Source organism: Burkholderia guangdongensis (assembly GCF_013403875.1).
Classification (GTDB): Bacteria; Pseudomonadota; Gammaproteobacteria; order Burkholderiales; family Burkholderiaceae; genus Burkholderia; species Burkholderia guangdongensis.
The window spans coordinates 1-17,423 of record NZ_JACBNX010000031.1 but is presented as its reverse complement, the minus strand read 5'-3'; the positions used below and the strand labels follow the sequence as shown (position 1 = coordinate 17,423).

The following is a 17,423-nucleotide window of genomic DNA, read 5'->3' as shown; positions in this document are numbered from 1 at the left end:
GCAGGCACGAAAAGCGGGGGTGTCGAATGGTCGATGCCTGACCGATTGGAGGATGCCTGTCCGGCCCGCGTAACATGACGCTGATGCACCGATCGCCCTCCGCGCGACCCGTCGGCAACATAGGTGCCGAACCCCTTGCGACCTGCGATAATCGGCCATCCGTTTATCTCTAAATGCATCCGCCGCCAGCATGGCCCGATCCTCCGTTGAACCGTCCGCCAGCCATCCCGCGGCGCGCGCCGCGTGGCTGCGCGACGAACTCGAGCGCGCGAACCGCGCGTACTACGTGCTCGACGCTCCCTATCTGCCCGACGCCGAGTACGACCGCCTTTTCCTCGAACTGCAACAGCTCGAAGCCGAGCATCCCGATCTCGCGACGCCCGACTCGCCGACGCAGCGCGTCGGCGGCGCGGTCGCGGAAGGCTTCACGCCGGTCGTCCACGACCTGCCGATGCTGTCGCTGAACAACGGTTTTGCCGACGAGGACATCGAAGCATTCGACAAGCGCGTCGCCGACGCGCTCGACAAGCCGGCCGATCTCGTCGGCACCGTGACCGAACCGGTCGAATACGCGTGCGAGCTGAAGTTCGACGGGCTCGCGATCTCGCTGCGCTACGAGCACGGCGTGTTCGTTCAGGCGTCGACGCGCGGCGACGGCGCGACCGGCGAGGACGTCACGCGAAACGTGCGCACGATCCGCTCGCTGCCGCTGAAGCTGAAGGGCGATCACGTGCCGGCCGTGCTCGACGTGCGCGGCGAGGTGCTGATGTTCAAGCGCGATTTCGCACGCCTGAACGAGCGCCAGCGCGCAGCCGAGCAGCGCGAGTTCGCGAATCCGCGCAACGCGGCCGCGGGCAGCCTGCGGCAGCTCGATTCGAAGATCACCGCGCAGCGGCCGCTGTCGTTCTTCGCGTACGGGATCGGCGTGCTCGACGGCGCGCCGATGCCCGGCACGCACAGCGCGCTGCTCGACTGGTACGAGACGCTCGGGCTGCCGGTGAACCGCGAACGCGCGGTCGTGCACGGCGCCGACGGATTGCTCGGCTTCTTCCGCAGGATCGGCGAGAAGCGCGAGTCGCTGCCGTACGACATCGACGGCGTCGTCTACAAGGTGAACCGCCGCGACGAGCAGGAGCGGCTCGGCTTCGTGTCGCGCGCGCCGCGTTTCGCGCTCGCGCACAAGTTTCCCGCGCAGGAAGCGTTGACGACGCTCGTCAACATCGACTTTCAGGTCGGTCGTACTGGTGCGATTACGCCGGTTGCGCGGTTGGCGCCGGTGTTCGTCGGCGGTGCGACAGTGACGAACGCGACGTTGCACAACGAGGACGAGGTCCGTCGCAAGGGTATCCGCATCGGCGATACCGTGATCGTGCGGCGCGCGGGCGATGTGATTCCGGAGGTCGTTGGGCGTTTCGAGTCAAGCGAGCGCGGCGAACAGGTTTCGGGGCGGCGGAAGCAACGTCGTTGCAAGAGGAACGATCGGTGGTTCGTTTGGGGATTGCGGCCCGGCTGCCGTCGCCCGCGCGTGGCTGTGCGTCTTAAACCCAAGGAGTTTAAGATGCCGGCGCATTGCCCGGTCTGCGGATCGAGGATCGAGCGGCTGCCCGACGAGGCGATCGCGCGCTGCACCGGCGGCCTGTTCTGCCCCGCGCAGCGCAAGCAGGCGCTGTGGCATTTCGCGCAGCGGCGCGCGCTCGACATCGACGGGCTCGGCGAAAAGATCATCGACCAGCTCGTCGAGCAGAACCTCGTGCGCACGCCGGCTGACCTGTTCAATCTCGGCTTCGCGACGCTCGCGGAGCTCGACCGCTTCGCGGAGAAATCCGCGCAGAACCTGCTCGATTCGCTCGAGAAGGCGAAGCACACGACGCTCGCGCGCTTCATCTACGCGCTCGGCATTCGGCACGTCGGCGAATCGACCGCGAAGGATCTCGCGAAGCATTTCGGCTCGCTGACGCCGATCATGGATGCGTCGATCGACGAATTGCTCGAAGTCAACGACGTCGGGCCGGTCGTTGCCGAGTCGATTCACCAGTTCTTCGCGGAGGAGCACAATCGCACGGTGATCGAGCAGCTGCGCGCGCCGGGCAAGGTCACGTGGCCCGAAGGGCCGCCGGCGCCGAAGGCGCCGCAGGGCGTGCTCGCGGGCAAGACGGTCGTGCTGACCGGCACGCTGCCGAATCTCACGCGCGACGCGGCGAAGGAAATGCTCGAAGCGGCCGGCGCGAAGGTCGCCGGGTCGGTATCGAAAAAGACGGATTACGTGGTCGCGGGCGCGGAGGCGGGCAGCAAGCTCGCGAAGGCCGAGGAACTCGGCATCCCCGTCCTCGATGAAGACGGTTTGCACAAACTCCTGGAGGGCCAAGCGCCATGATTCGCGAGATCCTGAAAATGGGCGATCCCCGCCTGCTCGAGATCGCCAAGCCGGTTGAACAGTTCGATACGCCTGAGCTGCACGAGATCGTCGCGGACATGTTCGACACGATGCATCACGCGAACGGCGCCGGACTCGCGGCGCCGCAGATCGGCATCGGGCTGCAGATCGTGATCTTCGGCTTCGCGACCAACGACCGCTATCCGGAAGCGCCGCCGGTGCCGGAGACGGTGCTGATCAATCCGAAGCTCGAATATCTGCCGCCGGACATGGAGGAGGGCTGGGAAGGCTGCCTGTCGGTGCCGGGGATGCGCGGCGTCGTCAGCCGCTACGCGAAGGTCCGCTACAGCGGCTTCGACCAGCGTGGGGAGAAGATCGATCGCGTCGCCGACGGCTTCCACGCGCGCGTCGTGCAGCACGAGTACGACCATCTGATCGGCAAGCTGTATCCGATGCGGATCACGGACTTCACGCGCTTCGGCTTCACCGACGTGCTGTTCCCGGGGCTCGACGCGCCGATGGACGACTGATTTCGCGGCCGGCGCGCGGCCCCCGTGTGAGGCCCGCGCGCCGGCCCGGCTCAGAACGTTTCGTCGGCCGACAGATAGCGCCACTGGCCCGGCGGCAGCGCGCCGAGCATCACGTGGCCCATTCGCACGCGCTTCAGGCCGACGACGTCGAGCCCGACGAGCTCGCACATCCGGCGGATCTGGCGCTTCTTGCCTTCGCGCAGCACGAAGCGCAACTGCTCGCCGTTCTGCCAGCTGACCATCGCGGGCTTCAGCGGCGCGCCGTCGAGCTCGAGGCCGTGCCGCAGCCGGGCGAGCGATTCGGCCGGGAAGTGCTGGTCGATGTCGATCAGGCGCTCGCCGTAGCGGACGCGCACCAGATATTCCTTGTCGATGTCCGACTGTTCGCCGATCAGCTGCTTCGCGATCCGGCCGTTCTGCGTGAGCACGAGCAGGCCGGTCGAATCGATGTCGAGCCGCCCGGCGGGCGCGAGTGCGTGCAGATGCTGCGGCGAGAAGCGCTGCGGCGAGCGGTCACCGCTCCAGTGGTTGTCGCGCGTGATCAGCACGGCCGCGGGCTCGTAGCCGTCCTCGGCCTGGCCCGACACGTAGCCGACCGGCTTGTGCAGCAGGATCGTCACCTGTGCGGCCTGCTCGGCGCTTGCGCGTTCGTCGATCTCGATGCGCTGGTCCGCGCGGATCTTCGTGCCGAGCGTGTCGATGCGCTCGCCGTCGACGAGCACCCAGCCTTTCTCGATCCATTCGTCCGCTTCGCGGCGCGAGCAGAGACCCAGTTCCGACATCCGCTTCGACAGACGCATCAGGCCGGTTTCGTCGCCGATCTCGCCGGCGGCGCGGCGCTTGACCGGTTCGGCGGTTTTCAGCGGGCGCGCGGGCCGGGCGTCGTCGCTCGGGCGGCGAGGGGACGTCGGGCGGTTCGATGCGGCGTCGCCGCGCTTCGCGGAGGCGGCGCGGGGCGCGGTGTCGCCGGCACGCGGCTTGCGCGCGGTATCGCGCGAACCGAAACGGTCGGCGCCGGCCGAAGCGGGCTTGCCCGCGCGAGGCGTGGTCGGGCGCGTCGCGCGCTTGTCGTCGGTCGCCGATGAAGAACGTGTGCGGGCGGCGGGCTTGTCGTAGCCGTCGGCGGCGCGGGTGCGGTTGGCGGGCTTTTCATAGCTGCCCTCAGCGCGTGCGCGGCCAGCGGGCTTTTCATAGCCGCCCTCAGCGCGTGTACGGCCGGCGGGCTTTTCATAGCCGCCGTCGGTGCGTGTGCGGCCAGCGGGCTTTTCATAGCTACCCTCAGCGCGCGTACGGCCAACGGGCTTTTCATAGCCGCCTGCGGCGCGTGTACGGCCAGCCGGCTTTTCATAACCGCCCTCGGTGCGTGCGCGCCCAGCCGGCTTTTCATAACCGCCTTCGGTGCGTGCGCGCCCAGCGGGCTTTTCATAACCGCTGTCGGTGCGTGTACGGCCAATGGGCTTTTCATAACCGCCCTCAGCGCGTGTACGGCCAGCGGGCTTTTCATAGCCGCCTGCGGCACGTGTACGGCCAGCCGGTTTTTCATAACCGCCCTCGGTGCGTGTACGGCTAGCGGGCTTTTCATAACCGCCCGTGCTGCGTGCACGCCCGGCAGGCTTGTCACGGTCGCCCGCGGCGCGCGTACGATCGCCGGGCTTGCCGCCGGTGTCCGATGCGCGGGAGCGACCAAACGGCCGGCTATCGCTGTCCGACGCGCGTGTCCGCGTGAAGGATTTGTCGCCACTGTCTGCCGCGCGCGCGCGCGGAGCGGCGCCTGTTTTCGGCGCGAACTTCCCAGCTGGCTTCCCAGCCGGTTTTCCTGCCGGCTTCCCAGCCGATTTCACAGGCCCTTTACCCGCCGGCTTGGCGGTATCGGGCGCGGGCTTCGCGGCGCGCACGGGTTTGCGTCCGGTGAGGGTGCCGGAACGGACGGGGTCGCGGTCGGCCGAAGCCGGCCGCGGATGTTTGGCGGTCAATTTGGGACGCATGAAGGTTCAGACTGCGATCGCGCGCAGCAGCTCGGTTTCGACTTGAATTTGCAGACGGTTGTCGGACAGGCCGGCACCGTCGAGCAGGAAGACGTCCTCGACGCGTTCGCCGAGCGTGTTGATCCGCGCCGCATGGACGCCGACCCGGTGCTCGGCCAGCACGCGCGCGATCGAATAGAGAAGGCCCGGCCGGTCGTTCGCGGACACGGACAGGATGTAGTACTGGCCGCGCTCGTCGGCCCGCAGGTCGACGCGCGGCGTGATCGGGAACGTGCGCGACAGCCGCGACAACCGCCCCTTCGACGGCTCGGGCAGCGGCGCCGCTTCCGCGAGCCGCGCGGCGAGCTGCTGCTCGACGAGGTTCGCGATGTCGCGGTAATGCACGTCGTGCTCGGTCTGCGTGACGATGAAGTTGTCGAGCGCATAGCCGTGCCGCGTCGTGTTCACGCGCGCGTCGAGCACCGACAGCCCGTTGCGGTCGAAGTACGCGCAGATGCCCGCGAACAGGTCCGCGCGATCCTTCACGTAGACGAGCACCTGCAGCGCGTCGCCGACCGGCGACGGCCGCGCGCGGACGATCGCGATATCCGCGTTCACGTGCCGGTACAGCACGCGGGTCTGCCACGCGATGTCGGCCGGGTCGTGCCGCAGGAAGAAGCCGACGTCGAGCTGATCCCACAGCGCGCGGTGCGCGTCGGTGGGCACGGTCTCGAGGCGCAGCAGCGCGAGCGCGGCCTCCTGGCGCGACTTCAGTTCCGAATGCGCGTCGGGCTGCGCGCCGCCGAGCACCGCGAGCGTCGCGCGGTACAGATCCTCGAGCAGCTTGCCCTTCCATGCGTTCCACACCTTCGGGCTCGTGCCGCGGATGTCGGCGACGGTCAGCAGGTAGAGCCCGGTCAGCCAGCGCTCGTTGCCGACGAGCTCCGCGAAGCGCTTGATCACTTCCGGGTCGCTCGTATCCTGCTTCTGCGCGACCTGGCTCATCGTCAGGTGATGCTGCACGAGCCAGACGATTAGCGCCGCGTCGTCGCCGACGATCCCGTGCTCGCGGCAGAAGCGCCGCGCGTCGGCCATGCCGAGCGTCGAGTGGTCGCCGCCGCGGCCCTTCGCGATGTCGTGGAAGAGCGCGGCGACGTACAGCACCCACGGCCGCTCGAAGTTGCCGATCAGCTGGCTGCAGAACGGATACTCGTGCGCATGCTCGGCGACCGCGAAGCGGCGGATGTTGCGCAGCACCATCAGGATATGCTGGTCGACCGTGTACACGTGATACAGGTCGTGCTGCATCTGGCCGACGATCCGGCGGAAGTTCAGCAGATAGCGGCCGAGCACGCTCGTCTGGTTCATCAGCCGGAACGCGTGCGTGATCCCTTCCGGCTGCTGGATGATCTGCAGGAACGTCGCGCGGTTCTGCGGATCGCGCCGCCACGCGTCGTTCATGATCTCGCGCGAGTTGTACAGCGCGCGCAGCGTGCGCGCGGACAGACCCTTCACGCCGCGCGTCGCCTCATAGAGCAGGAACGCCTCGAGGATCGCGTCCGGATGGCGCTCGAACACGTCGTCGGCGGCGATCTCGAGCATGCCCTGCTTCTCGACGAAGCGGCCCGGCGACAGCACGCGCGTGATCCCGCTCGTTGCCGGGAACAGCTGCGCCTCGATGTTCTGGATCAGGATCGTCGCGAGCTGCGTGACCGCCTTCGCGGCCCAGTAGTAGCGGCGCATCAGCTGCTCGCTCGCGCGCTTCGCGGGCGTCGGCTGGTAGCCGAAGCTCTCGGCTGCCTGCGTCTGCAGGTCGAACACGAGCATGTCCTGGCGGCGGCCGGCGATCACGTGCAGCCGCGCGCGCAGCGTCTTCAGGAAGTTCTCGTTGCGGCGCAGCTCGCGCGCCTCGCGCTCGGTGATGAGCCCGCGCGTGTCGAGCTCGCGCCAGCTGCTGCCGAGGCCGGCCGCGCGCGCGATCCACAGGATCGTCTGCAAGTCGCGCAGCCCGCCCGGGCTTTCCTTCACGTTCGGCTCGAGGCTGTACGGCGTGTCCTGATATTTCGCGTGGCGCTGGCGCATCTCGAGCACCTTCGCCTGGAAGAACGCGCGCGCGTCGAGCGCCTCGTGATAGCGCAGCGCGAAGTGCTCGAACAGCGTGGTGCTGCCGACGATCCGGCGCGCTTCGAGCAGCGACGTGCGCACCGTCACGTCGTGCGACGCCTCCTCGATGCACTGGCCGACCGTGCGCACGCTGCTGCCGATCTCGAGGCCGAGATCCCACGCCATGCCGATGAAGCGCTCGATCCGCGCGTCGAGCTCCGCGTCGTGGCCACCGTCGTGCGCCGCATCGGGCCCCGCAGTGTGCCCATCATGCAGCAGCACCAGGATATCGACGTCGGAATACGGCGACAGCTCGCCGCGCCCGTAGCCGCCGACCGCGACGAGCGCGAGCGTCGACGGCAGCGCGCAGTCTTCCCACAGATGCTTCAGCGCGTCGTCGGTGGCCTTCGACAGCGCGTGCATCAGCGGCGCGACGGTGGTCGCGTCGCGAAAGCGCGCGAGCAGCTCGCCTTTCGCGGCCTTGAATTCGGCGCGTCGCGACAGCGTTTCGGACGGAGCGGCGGCGTGAGCGCTCATGAGCGGGGCGGGGCGGTCAGACGGCCGCGGCGGGGTTCGCGAACACCGGCCGCGCCGGCGAGCCGGCGGACACGGTCAGCACGTCGTAGCCGGTCTCGGTCACGAGCACGGTGTGCTCCCACTGCGCGGACAGGCTGCGGTCGCGGGTCTTGACGGTCCACTGGTCGGGCATCGTGCGGATGTCCCGGCGGCCGGCGTTGATCATCGGCTCGATCGTGAAGATCATCCCCGGCTTCAGCTCGACGCCGGTGCCCGGGCGGCCGTAGTGGACGACCTGCGGATCCTCGTGGAACACGGTGCCGATCCCGTGGCCGCAGTATTCGCGCACGACGCTGTAGCCCTGCGCTTCCGCGTGCTTCTGGATCGCGTAGCCGATGTCGCCGAGATGCGCGCCCGGCTTCACCTGGTCGATGCCGAGCCACATGCACTCGTAAGTCGTCTGCACGAGGCGCTTCGCGAGGATCGACCCTTCGCCGACGATGAACATCCGGCTCGTGTCGCCGAAATAGCCTTCCTTGATCACGGTGATGTCGATGTTCAGCGCATCGCCGTTCTTGATCGTCTTGTCGCCCGGAATGCCGTGACAGATCACGTCGTTGACCGAGATGCAGGTCGCCTTCGGGTACGGCGGATAGCCGGGCGGCTGATAGTTCAGCGGCGCGGGGACCGTGCCCTGCTCCTTGACCATGTATTCGTGGCAGAGCCGGTCGAGCTCGCCGGTCGTGATGCCGGCGACGACGTGCGGCGTGATGAAGTCGAGCACTTCGCTCGCGAGGCGGCAGGCGACGCGCATTTGCGCGATATCGTGTTCGTTTTTGAGCGTAATAGCCATCGAAGTCAGCCTGGAATGCGGTGAATTGGTGGATTATCGCACCTTATGCGGAGCGTCGCAGCCCTTTGGGCGACGCGCGGGCACGGGTTTTTGCGGATTGCCGGGCGGGGCGGCAAAGTGGCGGCCGACTTGAGGGACGAATATCGGCCGTGCTATACTCACTGGCTAAGTCGACGTCCAAAATGCTTTCGAATACATCCGGATGGGTTCCATTCGGGGGTCGTTCAGCCCGATTCGCAGGGCGGCATTTGACGACCGAGGCTTACGGCACGGGCATTGGGCGTAGTCCGATGCGTGCCGAATCGCGAGCCGGCGCACCCAGGGTGCCGATCGCGCAGCCGGCGCCCCGAACGAACAACGGGCGCGGTGCGCGGCGGTACGGCGGCCGGCTTCAGACCCAACCCTCGTGGAGAGAAAAACATGGCAGTCACGATGCGCCAAATGCTGGAAGCGGGTGTCCACTTCGGTCACCAGACGCGCTTCTGGAACCCGAAGATGGCCCCGTTCATTTTCGGTCACCGCAACAAGATTCACATCATCAACCTCGAAAAGACGCTGCCGATGTTCACGGACGCACAGAAGTACGTGCGTCAGCTGGCAGCAAACCGCGGCACGATCCTGTTCGTCGGCACGAAGCGCCAGTCGCGCGACACGATCGCCCAGGAAGCGCAGCGCGCCGGCATGCCGTACGTGAACGCACGCTGGCTCGGCGGCATGATGACCAACTTCAAGACGCTGAAGGTGTCGATCAAGCGCCTGAAGGACATGGAAGCGGCCGTCGAATCGGGCGAAACCGAGAAGATGAGCAAGAAGGAAGCGCTGCTGTTCGAACGCGAAATCGCGAAGCTGCAGAAGTCGATCGGCGGCGTGAAGGACATGGGCGGCATTCCTGACGCGATCTTCGTCGTCGACGTCGGCTACCACAAGATCGCCGTCACCGAAGCGAACAAGCTCGGCGTGCCGGTCATCGCGGTGGTCGATACGAACCACTCGCCGGAAGGCGTCGACTACGTGATCCCGGGTAACGACGACTCGAGCAAGGCCGTCGCGCTGTACGCCGAAGGCGTTGCTGACGCGATCCTCGAAGGCCGTGCGAACGCGGTCAACGAAGTGGTCCAGGCGGCACGCGGCGACGACGAGTACGTCGAGGAAAACGCGTAACCGGCCCCGAGCCGGCGCAAAAAGGGGGCTCTCAACAGGCCCCCTTTTTTTAAATGCGCGGCCGGACAGGCGTTTGCGGCCGCGTCGGCGTCCCCGTTGACGTCATATAGCGGCGCGAAAATCGCCTATTCGGAAACGAATTTCAGCCGCTCGCGTCGAAGTGCGGGCGGCGTTGTGAACCCAGACTCAAGGAGCGAATGATGGCGGCAATTACCGCAAGCATGGTGGCAGAACTGCGCGCGAAGACCGACGCACCGATGATGGAGTGCAAGAAGGCGCTGACCGAAGCCGACGGCGACATGGGCAAGGCCGAAGAGCTGCTGCGCGTGAAGCTCGGCAACAAGGCGACCAAGGCGGCATCGCGCGTGACGGCCGAAGGCATCGTGTCGTCGTTCGTCGGCAACGGTGCGGGCTCGCTCGTCGAACTGAACTGCGAAACCGACTTCGTCGCGAAGAACGACGACTTCAACGCATTCGCGAAGACCATCGCCGAGCTCGTCGCGACGCAGAACCCGGCCGACGTGGCCGCGCTGTCCGCGCTGCCGCTCGACGGCAAGACGGTCGACGAAGTGCGCCTCGCGCTCGTCGGCAAGATCGGCGAGAACATCTCGATCCGCCGCTTCGTGCGTTTCGAGACGTCGAACGCGATCGCTTCGTACCTGCACGGCAGCCGCATCGGCGTGATCGTCGAATACACGGGCGCGGACGAGCAGGTCGGCAAGGACGTCGCGATGCACGTCGCCGCGATGAAGCCGGTTTCGCTGTCGTCGAACGACGTGCCGGCGGAACTGATCGAGAAGGAGCGCCGCGTCGCCGAGCAGAAGGCCGCCGAATCGGGCAAGCCGGCCGAGATCGTCGCGAAGATGGTCGACGGCAGCGTGCAGAAGTTCCTGAAGGAAGTGTCGCTGCTGAACCAGCCGTTCGTGAAGAACGACAAGCAGTCGATCGAACAGATGCTGAAGGCTGCGAACTCGACGGTGCAGAAGTTCGCGCTGTTCGTCGTCGGCGAGGGCATCGAGAAGCGCCAGGACGACTTCGCCGCCGAAGTGGCCGCTCAGGTCGCCGCCGCGAAGCAGCAATAAGCAGTCCAGCAGTACCCGCGGCGGGGCGCTCGTCCCGTCGCGGCAGGCGGCGCCGCCGGCCGGCCGGTCAGCCCGGCCGCGCCGGGGCGCTTGCCCGAATCCGTATTTCGCCCCTACAGTTCGTGGTTGTCACCCTCTCGTCGCTCGGAAGCCCCTATGCCCAATGCCTATAAACGCGTCCTCCTCAAACTCTCCGGCGAAGCGCTGATGGGCGACGATGCCTTCGGCATCAATCGCGCGACGATCGAACGGATGGTGGCCGACATCGCCGAAGTGGTGCGGCTCGGCACGCAGCTCGCGGTCGTGATCGGCGGCGGCAATATTTTCCGCGGCGTCGCGGGCGGCGCGGCCGGCATGGACCGCGCGACGGCCGACTACATGGGGATGCTCGCGACGATGATGAACGCGCTCGCGCTGCAGGACGCGATGCGCCACGCGGGCATCGAGGCGCGCGTGCAGTCCGCGCTGCGGATGGACCAGGTCGTCGAGCCGTACATCCGCCCGCGCGCGATCCGCCAGCTCGAGGAAGGCCGCGTCGTGATCTTCGCGGCGGGCACCGGCAACCCGTTCTTCACGACCGACACGGCGGCCGCGCTGCGCGGCTCGGAAGTCGGCGCCGAGGTGGTGCTGAAGGCGACGAAGGTCGACGGCGTATACTCGGCCGATCCGAAGAAGGATCCGTCGGCGACGCGCTACGCGACGATCACTTTCGACGAGGCGATCAGCCGCAACCTGCAGGTGATGGACGCGACGGCTTTCGCGCTGTGCCGCGACCAGAAGCTGCCGATCCGCGTGTTCTCGATCAACAAGCCGGGCGCGCTCAAGCGCATCGTGCTGGGCGAAGAGGAAGGGACGCTCGTCCACGTGTAAACTCCCGCGGGGGCGCGGGTGGCCGGCGGGGCGCTCCCGGGCGGGCGCCGGCGCCGTATTGAAGGTTTTGAGGTTTCGGAGGTTGAAATGAGTGCAGCTGACATTAAAAAGGGCGTCGAGCAGAAGATGCAGCGCTCGATCGAGGCGTTCAAGAACGATCTGGCGAAGATTCGCACGGGCCGTGCGCACACGGGCCTGCTCGATCACGTGCAGGTCGACTACTATGGCTCGATGGTGCCGATCTCGCAGGTCGCGAACCTGACGCTCGTCGACGCGCGCACGATCGGCGTGCAGCCGTGGGAAAAGAACATGGTCGCGAAGGTCGAGAAGGCGATTCGCGAGGCCGACCTGGGCCTGAACCCGGCGACGTCGGGCGACCTGATCCGCGTGCCGATGCCCGCGCTGACCGAAGAGCGCCGCCGCGAGCTGACGAAGGTCGTGAAGGGCGAGGGCGAGACCGCGAAGGTCGCGATCCGCAACCTGCGCCGCGACGCGAACGAGCAGCTGAAGAAGCTCGTGAAGGACAAGGAAATCTCGGAAGACGACGAGCGCCGCGCGAGCGACGACGTGCAGAAGCTGACCGACAAGCACGTCGCCGAAATCGACAAGCTCGTGCAGTCGAAGGAAGCCGAGATCATGACGGTCTGACGGCCGTCGCGTTCTTTTCGTATCAAGCATCATTGTCTCGACGGCCATGACCTATACCAGCTCTACCGTTCGCGTGCCTGACGTCGCCGCCGTGCCGCGTCATGTCGCGATCATCATGGACGGCAACGGCCGTTGGGCGACCGAGCGCCGCTTGCCGCGCGTCGCGGGGCATACCCGGGGCGTCGACGCGGTGCGCGCGACGGTCGAAGGCTGTGCGCGCGCGGGCGTCGAGTACCTGACGCTGTTCGCGTTCAGCTCGGAAAACTGGCGCCGGCCGAACGAGGAAGTGTCGTTCCTGATGCGCCTGTTCATCACCGCGCTCGAGCGCGAAGTCGGCAAGCTCCATGCGAACGGGATCCGCCTGCGCGTCGTCGGCGATCTCGACCGCTTCGAGCCGAAGATTCAGGCGCTGATCCGCCGCGCCGAAGCGAAGACCGCGCGCAACTCGCGGCTCACGCTGACGATCGCCGCGAACTACGGCGGCCGCTGGGACATCCTGCAGGCGACGAAGAAGCTCGTCGCGCAGGCCGTGCGCGAGGGCCGCGAGGTCGAGATCAACGAAGACACGTTCGCGCCGCATCTCGCGATGGCCTACGCGCCGGAGCCCGATCTCTTCATCCGCACGGGCGGCGAGCAGCGGGTCAGCAACTTCCTGCTGTGGCAGCTCGCGTACACCGAGTTCTACTTCACCGATACCTACTGGCCGGACTTCGATGCCGCGGCGCTCGCCGCCGCGCTCGGCTCCTACACCGATCGCGAGCGCCGCTTCGGCCGTACCAGCGCGCAGCTCGAGCCGCAATCGCAGAGCGCCGACACCCTTTCATGCTGAAAACCCGTGTGATCACGGCGATCGCGATGCTGGCAGTGCTGCTGCCGGTGACGCTGTTCGCGCCGTTGCGCGCGTTCGGCGCGCTGATCGCCGTCGTGCTCGTGTTCGCCGCGTGGGAATGGGCGCGCCTGCTGAAGTTCGGCGGGAAGGCCGGCCCGATCGTCTACGCGCTCGTCGCCGCGGCCGTGCTCGCGGCGACCACGCGGCTCGGCGTCGGCACCAGCGCATCGCGCCCCCTTTTCGCGGCGGCCGGCGTGTTCTGGCTCGCGGTCGGGCCGTTCGCGCTGCGCCGCAAGCCGGTGCTCGCCGAAGGCGTGTGGCGGCCGTTTCTGCTCGCGGCCGGCCTCGTGATCTTCGCCGCGTGCTGGCACGCGCTCGTCGCGGCGCGCGCGCAGGGCGTCGCGTTCGTGCTGTCGTTGCTGATCGTCGTCTGGCTCGCCGATATCGGCGCGTATTTTGCCGGCCGGGCGTTCGGCAAGCGTAAACTGGCGGTATCGATCAGCCCCGGCAAGACGTGGGAGGGCGCGATCGGCGGCTGGCTCGCGGTGATGATCGTCGCGACCGTCGCGATGGCCGCGCGCCTGTTCGCGCCGACCCTTTTTTCTGCATTCGCGTCCCGTTACGGCATGCCGGGTGGATGGGCGGCGCTGACGCTGCTCGTCGCGTTCAGCATCGTCGGCGATCTGTTCGAGTCGCTGATGAAGCGCCAGGCCGGCGTGAAGGACTCGAGCGGGCTGCTGCCGGGCCACGGCGGCGTGCTCGACCGCGTCGACGCGCTGTTGCCGGTGCTGCCGCTCGCGATGCTGCTGCTGCACGGTTAAACCTACATACCAGTTATGCAAAAACGTCTGACATTGCTCGGTTCGACGGGCTCGATCGGAGACAGCACGCTCGACGTCGTCGCGCGGCACCCGGAGCGTTTCTCGGTCTACGCGCTGAGCGCGCACCGCAACGGCGACAAGCTCGTCGAGCAGTGCCTGCGCTTTTCGCCCGAGGTCGCGGTGGTCGGCGACGCGCAGACGGCCGCGCACGTCGAAGCGAAGCTGCGCGCGGCCGGCAGCAAGACGCAGATCGCGTACGGGCCGCAGGCGCTCGTCGACGTGTCGAAGAGCGACGGCTGCGACACCGTCGTCGCGGCGATCGTCGGCGCGGCGGGCCTCGCGCCGAGCCTCGCGGCCGCGCGCGCGGGCAAGCGGATCCTGCTCGCGAACAAGGAATCGCTCGTGATGTCGGGCGCGATCTTCATGGACGCGGTGCGCGATCACGGCGCGATCCTGCTGCCCGTCGACAGCGAGCACAACGCGATCTTCCAGTGCATGCCGCGCGACGCGGACGAGCACGGCGGGATCGCGAAGATCATCCTGACCGCGTCGGGCGGCCCGTTCCGCACGCGCGAGCCGGCGACGCTCGTCGACGTGACGCCGGACGAGGCGTGCAAGCATCCGAACTGGGTGATGGGCCGCAAGATCTCCGTCGATTCGGCGACGATGATGAACAAGGGCCTCGAGGTGATCGAGGCGCACTGGATCTTCGGGCTGCCGGGCGAGCGGATCGACGTGCTGATCCATCCGCAGAGCGTGATTCACTCGGCGGTGTCGTACAAGGACGGCTCGGTGCTCGCGCAGCTCGGCAATCCGGACATGCGCACGCCGATCGCGCACGCGCTCGCGTTCCCGGAGCGCGTCGACGCCGGCGTCGCGCCGCTCGATCTCGCGGCGATCGCGCAGCTGTCGTTCGAGAAGCCCGACTATGCGCGCTTCCCGTGCCTCGCGCTCGCGCTCAAGGCGCTCGAGGCGGGCGGCATCGCGAGCGCCGCGCTGAATGCGGCGAACGAGGTCGCGGTCGACGCGTTTCTCGAACGCCGGATCGGCTTCATGGCGATCGCCCAGACCGTCGACGCGGTGCTCGGCGCGCTGCCGAACCGCACGCCGGACGGGCTCGACGACGTCCTCGCGGCCGATGCCGAAGCGCGTCGCCTCGCGGCCGCGCATATTGCCAAAACGCCTGCGCCACGCGTGGAGCGCTCGGCCTGAATGAGGTGCACTCATGAACGTGCTGGTTGAACTGATCGCGTTTGCGGTGGCGATCGGCGTGCTGGTCGTCGTGCATGAGTACGGTCATTACCGTGTCGCGCGCTGGTGCGGCGTGAAGGTGCTGCGGTTCTCGATCGGCTTCGGCCAGCCGGTCGCGCGCTGGGTCAGCAAGCGGACGGGCACCGAGTGGACGCTCTCCGCGCTGCCGCTCGGCGGCTACGTGAAGATGCTCGACGAGCGCGACCCGGGCCCCGGCGTGAACCCGGAGGATCTCGCGCACGCGTTCAACCGGCAGTCGGTCGCGAAGCGCATCGCGATCGTGGCGGCCGGGCCGATCGCGAATTTCCTGCTCGCGATCGTGCTGTTCTCCATCGTGTTCGCGTCGGGCGTGAGCGAGCCCGCGGCGATCGTCGCGCCGCCGGCCGCGGGCACGGTGGCTGCGCGGGCGGGGCTCGACGGCAACGAGACGATCGTGTCGATCCGCACCGTGCGCGGCGGCACGGACAGCGGTATGGACGGCGGCACGGACGGTGGCGATGTGCAGCCGGTGCGCTCGTGGGCCGACCTGCGCTGGAAGCTGCTCGGCGCCGCGTTCGACCACCAGCTGGTCGTGCTCGGCGCGCGCGACGGCGGCCGCACGACGTACGACTTCCGCGTCGATCTGCGCAACGTCGCGCAGCGCGATCTCGACGACGACTTCATGGCGCATCTCGGCTTCGAGCCTGGCGGCGGCACGCTGACGGTCGCCTCGGTGCTGCCGGACGGCGCGGCCGCTCAGGCGGGTCTGCGCGGCGGCGACAAGCTGCTCGCGCTCGACGGCGTGCGCATCGGCGGCGCGTCGCGCTTCATCGACGCGGTGAAGCGGCACCCCGGCACGTCGCTCGCGCTCGAGATCGAGCGCGGCGGCGCGGTGCAGACGGTGAAGATCGTGCCGCAACTGCAGCGCGACGACGAGACGGGCGAGCAGATCGGCCGCATCGGCGCGGCGCTCGCGATGCAGACGCCGAACGTCGACGTGCATTACGGGCCGCTCGAGAGCGTCGAGCTCGGCGCGCGGCGCACGTGGGACATTTCGGTGTACTCGGTGCGGATGTTCGGGCGGATGATCACGGGCGCCGCGTCGCTGAAGAATCTGTCCGGCCCGGTGACGATCGCGGACTACGCGGGCAAGAGCGCGCGCCTCGGTCCGTCGGCGTTCATGTCGTTCCTCGCCCTTGTCAGCATTAGCCTCGGCGTGCTGAACCTGCTGCCGATTCCGGTTCTGGACGGGGGGCATCTGTTATATTATCTGGTTGAAGCCGCGACCGGAAAGGCCGTATCGGAGCGCTGGCAGCTTATTCTGCAAAGAGCCGGGTTGATCTGCATCGTCGCGTTGTCGGCGATCGCGCTGTTCAACGACCTGGCTCGTTTAATCCATTTCTGAAGCGTCGGGCGGCGGCCGAACGGTCGCCGCCCGATTCGATGCAGCTAAAAATTGTGGGGATGCATGTTGTTCAAACCTCATCGCTTTGTACCTAAGACAGTTGCGGCCGCGGCGCTCGCCGTGCATGGCCTCGCGGCCCACGCAACGGCACCGTTCGTGGTGCAAGACATCAAGATCGAGGGCTTGCAGCGCGTCGAACCCGGCTCCGTGTTCGCGTATCTGCCGATCAAGCAGGGCGACACGTTCACCGACGACAAGGCATCCGAAGCGATTCGCGCGCTGTACGCGACGGGCTTCTTCAACGACGTGCGCATCGCAACGCAAGGCAGCGTCGTGATCGTGCAGGTGCAGGAGCGTCCGGCGATCGCGTCGGTCGACTTTACCGGCACCAAGGAGTTCGACAAGGAAAATCTGACCAAGGCGCTGCGCGCGGTTGGTCTCTCCGACGGGCGCTATTACGACAAGGCGCTCGTCGACAAGGCCGAGCAGGAACTGAAGCGCCAGTATCTGACGCGCGGCTTCTACGCGGCCGAAGTCACGACGACGGTCACGCCGGTCGACGCGAACCGCGTGTCGATCCTGTTCGCGGTCGCCGAAGGCCCGAGCGCGAAGATCCGCCAGATCAACTTCATCGGCAACAAGGCATACAGCACGAGCACGCTGCGCGACGAGATGCAGCTGTCGACGCCGAACTGGTTCTCCTGGTACACGAAGAACGACCTGTACTCGAAGGAAAAGCTCACGGGCGACCTCGAAGCGGTGCGCTCGTACTACCTGAACCACGGCTACCTGGAATTCAACATCGAGTCGACGCAGGCGTCGATCTCGCCGGACCGCAAGGACATGTACCTGACGGTCACGCTGCACGAAGGCCAGCCGTACACGGTGTCCGGCATCAAGCTCGGCGGCAACCTGCTCGACCGCGAGGCGGAACTGCAGAAGCTCGTGAAGGTGAAGGCGGGCGACCGCTTCTCGGCCGAGAAGCTGCAACAGACGACGAAGGCGATCGTCGACAAGCTCGGCGAATACGGCTACGC

At 67.4% G+C, this 17,423-nt stretch carries 14 protein-coding genes; 11 read left to right on the top strand and 3 right to left on the bottom strand.

Annotated features, from left to right (window positions below; all coding sequences use genetic code 11):
* Positions 1 to 190: 190 nt before the first annotated feature.
* Both ligA and def read left to right on the top strand, forming a co-directional pair.
* Positions 191 to 2,374, top strand: coding sequence for an NAD-dependent DNA ligase LigA (gene ligA, locus HZI36_RS24390; protein ID WP_179405244.1), 2,184 nt, complete (start codon positions 191 to 193; stop codon positions 2,372 to 2,374).
* A complete protein-coding gene (gene def, locus HZI36_RS24385) occupies positions 2,371 to 2,904 on the top strand; it encodes a peptide deformylase (RefSeq protein WP_179405243.1) in 534 nt (177 codons plus the stop codon). The genes ligA and def overlap by 4 nt, the downstream gene beginning before the upstream one ends.
* 50 nt (positions 2,905 to 2,954) lie before the next feature.
* Here def and HZI36_RS24380 read toward each other — a convergent pair whose 3' ends face one another.
* The 3 genes from HZI36_RS24380 to map are packed head-to-tail and all read right to left on the bottom strand — an operon-like array spanning position 2,955 to position 8,340.
* Positions 2,955 to 4,889: a pseudouridine synthase gene (locus HZI36_RS24380; protein ID WP_179405242.1), complete on the bottom strand. Its 1,935-nt coding sequence runs from the start codon at positions 4,887 to 4,889 to the stop codon at positions 2,955 to 2,957.
* 6 nt (positions 4,890 to 4,895) lie between these two features.
* A complete protein-coding gene (locus HZI36_RS24375) occupies positions 4,896 to 7,508 on the bottom strand; it encodes a [protein-PII] uridylyltransferase (protein ID WP_179405241.1) in 2,613 nt (870 codons plus the stop codon).
* Positions 7,509 to 7,524: 16 nt separating this feature from the next.
* Positions 7,525 to 8,340, bottom strand: a complete 816-nt coding sequence (gene map, locus HZI36_RS24370; protein ID WP_179405240.1) for a type I methionyl aminopeptidase — start codon at positions 8,338 to 8,340, stop codon at positions 7,525 to 7,527.
* Positions 8,341 to 8,760: 420 nt separating this feature from the next.
* Here map and rpsB point away from each other — a divergent pair, with 420 nt between their 5' ends.
* The 9 genes from rpsB to bamA form a co-directional block, all read left to right on the top strand.
* Positions 8,761 to 9,501, top strand: a complete 741-nt coding sequence (gene rpsB, locus HZI36_RS24365; protein ID WP_011352461.1) for a 30S ribosomal protein S2 — start codon at positions 8,761 to 8,763, stop codon at positions 9,499 to 9,501.
* 200 nt (positions 9,502 to 9,701) lie between these two features.
* A complete protein-coding gene (gene tsf, locus HZI36_RS24360; RefSeq protein WP_179405239.1) occupies positions 9,702 to 10,583 on the top strand; it encodes a translation elongation factor Ts in 882 nt (293 codons plus the stop codon).
* A 156-nt stretch (positions 10,584 to 10,739) separates the two neighbouring features.
* Positions 10,740 to 11,453 carry a UMP kinase gene (gene pyrH / locus HZI36_RS24355; protein WP_179405238.1) on the top strand — a complete coding sequence of 238 codons (714 nt, stop codon included), beginning with the start codon at positions 10,740 to 10,742 and terminating at the stop codon, positions 11,451 to 11,453.
* A gap of 87 nt (positions 11,454 to 11,540) precedes the next feature.
* On the top strand, positions 11,541 to 12,101 hold the full coding sequence (frr, locus tag HZI36_RS24350; protein WP_179405237.1) for a ribosome recycling factor: 561 nt from the start codon (positions 11,541 to 11,543) through the stop codon (positions 12,099 to 12,101).
* A 46-nt stretch (positions 12,102 to 12,147) separates the two neighbouring features.
* Positions 12,148 to 12,930 carry a polyprenyl diphosphate synthase gene (gene uppS / locus HZI36_RS24345; RefSeq protein WP_179405236.1) on the top strand — a complete coding sequence of 261 codons (783 nt, stop codon included), beginning with the start codon at positions 12,148 to 12,150 and terminating at the stop codon, positions 12,928 to 12,930.
* Complete coding sequence (locus HZI36_RS24340) at positions 12,924 to 13,751, top strand: phosphatidate cytidylyltransferase (RefSeq protein WP_179405235.1); 828 nt, start codon at positions 12,924 to 12,926, stop codon at positions 13,749 to 13,751. The genes uppS and HZI36_RS24340 overlap by 7 nt, the downstream gene beginning before the upstream one ends.
* A 15-nt stretch (positions 13,752 to 13,766) precedes the next feature.
* Positions 13,767 to 14,963, top strand: a complete 1,197-nt coding sequence (locus HZI36_RS24335) for a 1-deoxy-D-xylulose-5-phosphate reductoisomerase (protein WP_179405234.1) — start codon at positions 13,767 to 13,769, stop codon at positions 14,961 to 14,963.
* A gap of 13 nt (positions 14,964 to 14,976) precedes the next feature.
* Entirely contained in the window at positions 14,977 to 16,386 is a 1,410-nt protein-coding gene (gene rseP, locus HZI36_RS24330) for an RIP metalloprotease RseP (protein ID WP_179405233.1), read from the top strand.
* 63 nt (positions 16,387 to 16,449) lie between these two features.
* On the top strand, positions 16,450 to 17,423 hold a 974-nt coding region (gene bamA, locus HZI36_RS24325), incomplete at its 3' end, for an outer membrane protein assembly factor BamA (RefSeq protein WP_179405232.1).

Coding starts and splice junctions, on each gene's coding strand:
- ligA (WP_179405244.1), top strand. CDS start 191: ATGGCCCGATCCTCCGTTGAACCGTCCGCCAGCCATCCCGCGGCGCGC.
- def (WP_179405243.1), top strand. CDS start 2,371: ATGATTCGCGAGATCCTGAAAATGGGCGATCCCCGCCTGCTCGAGATC.
- HZI36_RS24380 (WP_179405242.1), bottom strand. CDS start 4,889: ATGCGTCCCAAATTGACCGCCAAACATCCGCGGCCGGCTTCGGCCGAC.
- HZI36_RS24375 (WP_179405241.1), bottom strand. CDS start 7,508: ATGAGCGCTCACGCCGCCGCTCCGTCCGAAACGCTGTCGCGACGCGCC.
- map (WP_179405240.1), bottom strand. CDS start 8,340: ATGGCTATTACGCTCAAAAACGAACACGATATCGCGCAAATGCGCGTC.
- rpsB (WP_011352461.1), top strand. CDS start 8,761: ATGGCAGTCACGATGCGCCAAATGCTGGAAGCGGGTGTCCACTTCGGT.
- tsf (WP_179405239.1), top strand. CDS start 9,702: ATGGCGGCAATTACCGCAAGCATGGTGGCAGAACTGCGCGCGAAGACC.
- pyrH (WP_179405238.1), top strand. CDS start 10,740: ATGCCCAATGCCTATAAACGCGTCCTCCTCAAACTCTCCGGCGAAGCG.
- frr (WP_179405237.1), top strand. CDS start 11,541: ATGAGTGCAGCTGACATTAAAAAGGGCGTCGAGCAGAAGATGCAGCGC.
- uppS (WP_179405236.1), top strand. CDS start 12,148: ATGACCTATACCAGCTCTACCGTTCGCGTGCCTGACGTCGCCGCCGTG.
- HZI36_RS24340 (WP_179405235.1), top strand. CDS start 12,924: ATGCTGAAAACCCGTGTGATCACGGCGATCGCGATGCTGGCAGTGCTG.
- HZI36_RS24335 (WP_179405234.1), top strand. CDS start 13,767: ATGCAAAAACGTCTGACATTGCTCGGTTCGACGGGCTCGATCGGAGAC.
- rseP (WP_179405233.1), top strand. CDS start 14,977: ATGAACGTGCTGGTTGAACTGATCGCGTTTGCGGTGGCGATCGGCGTG.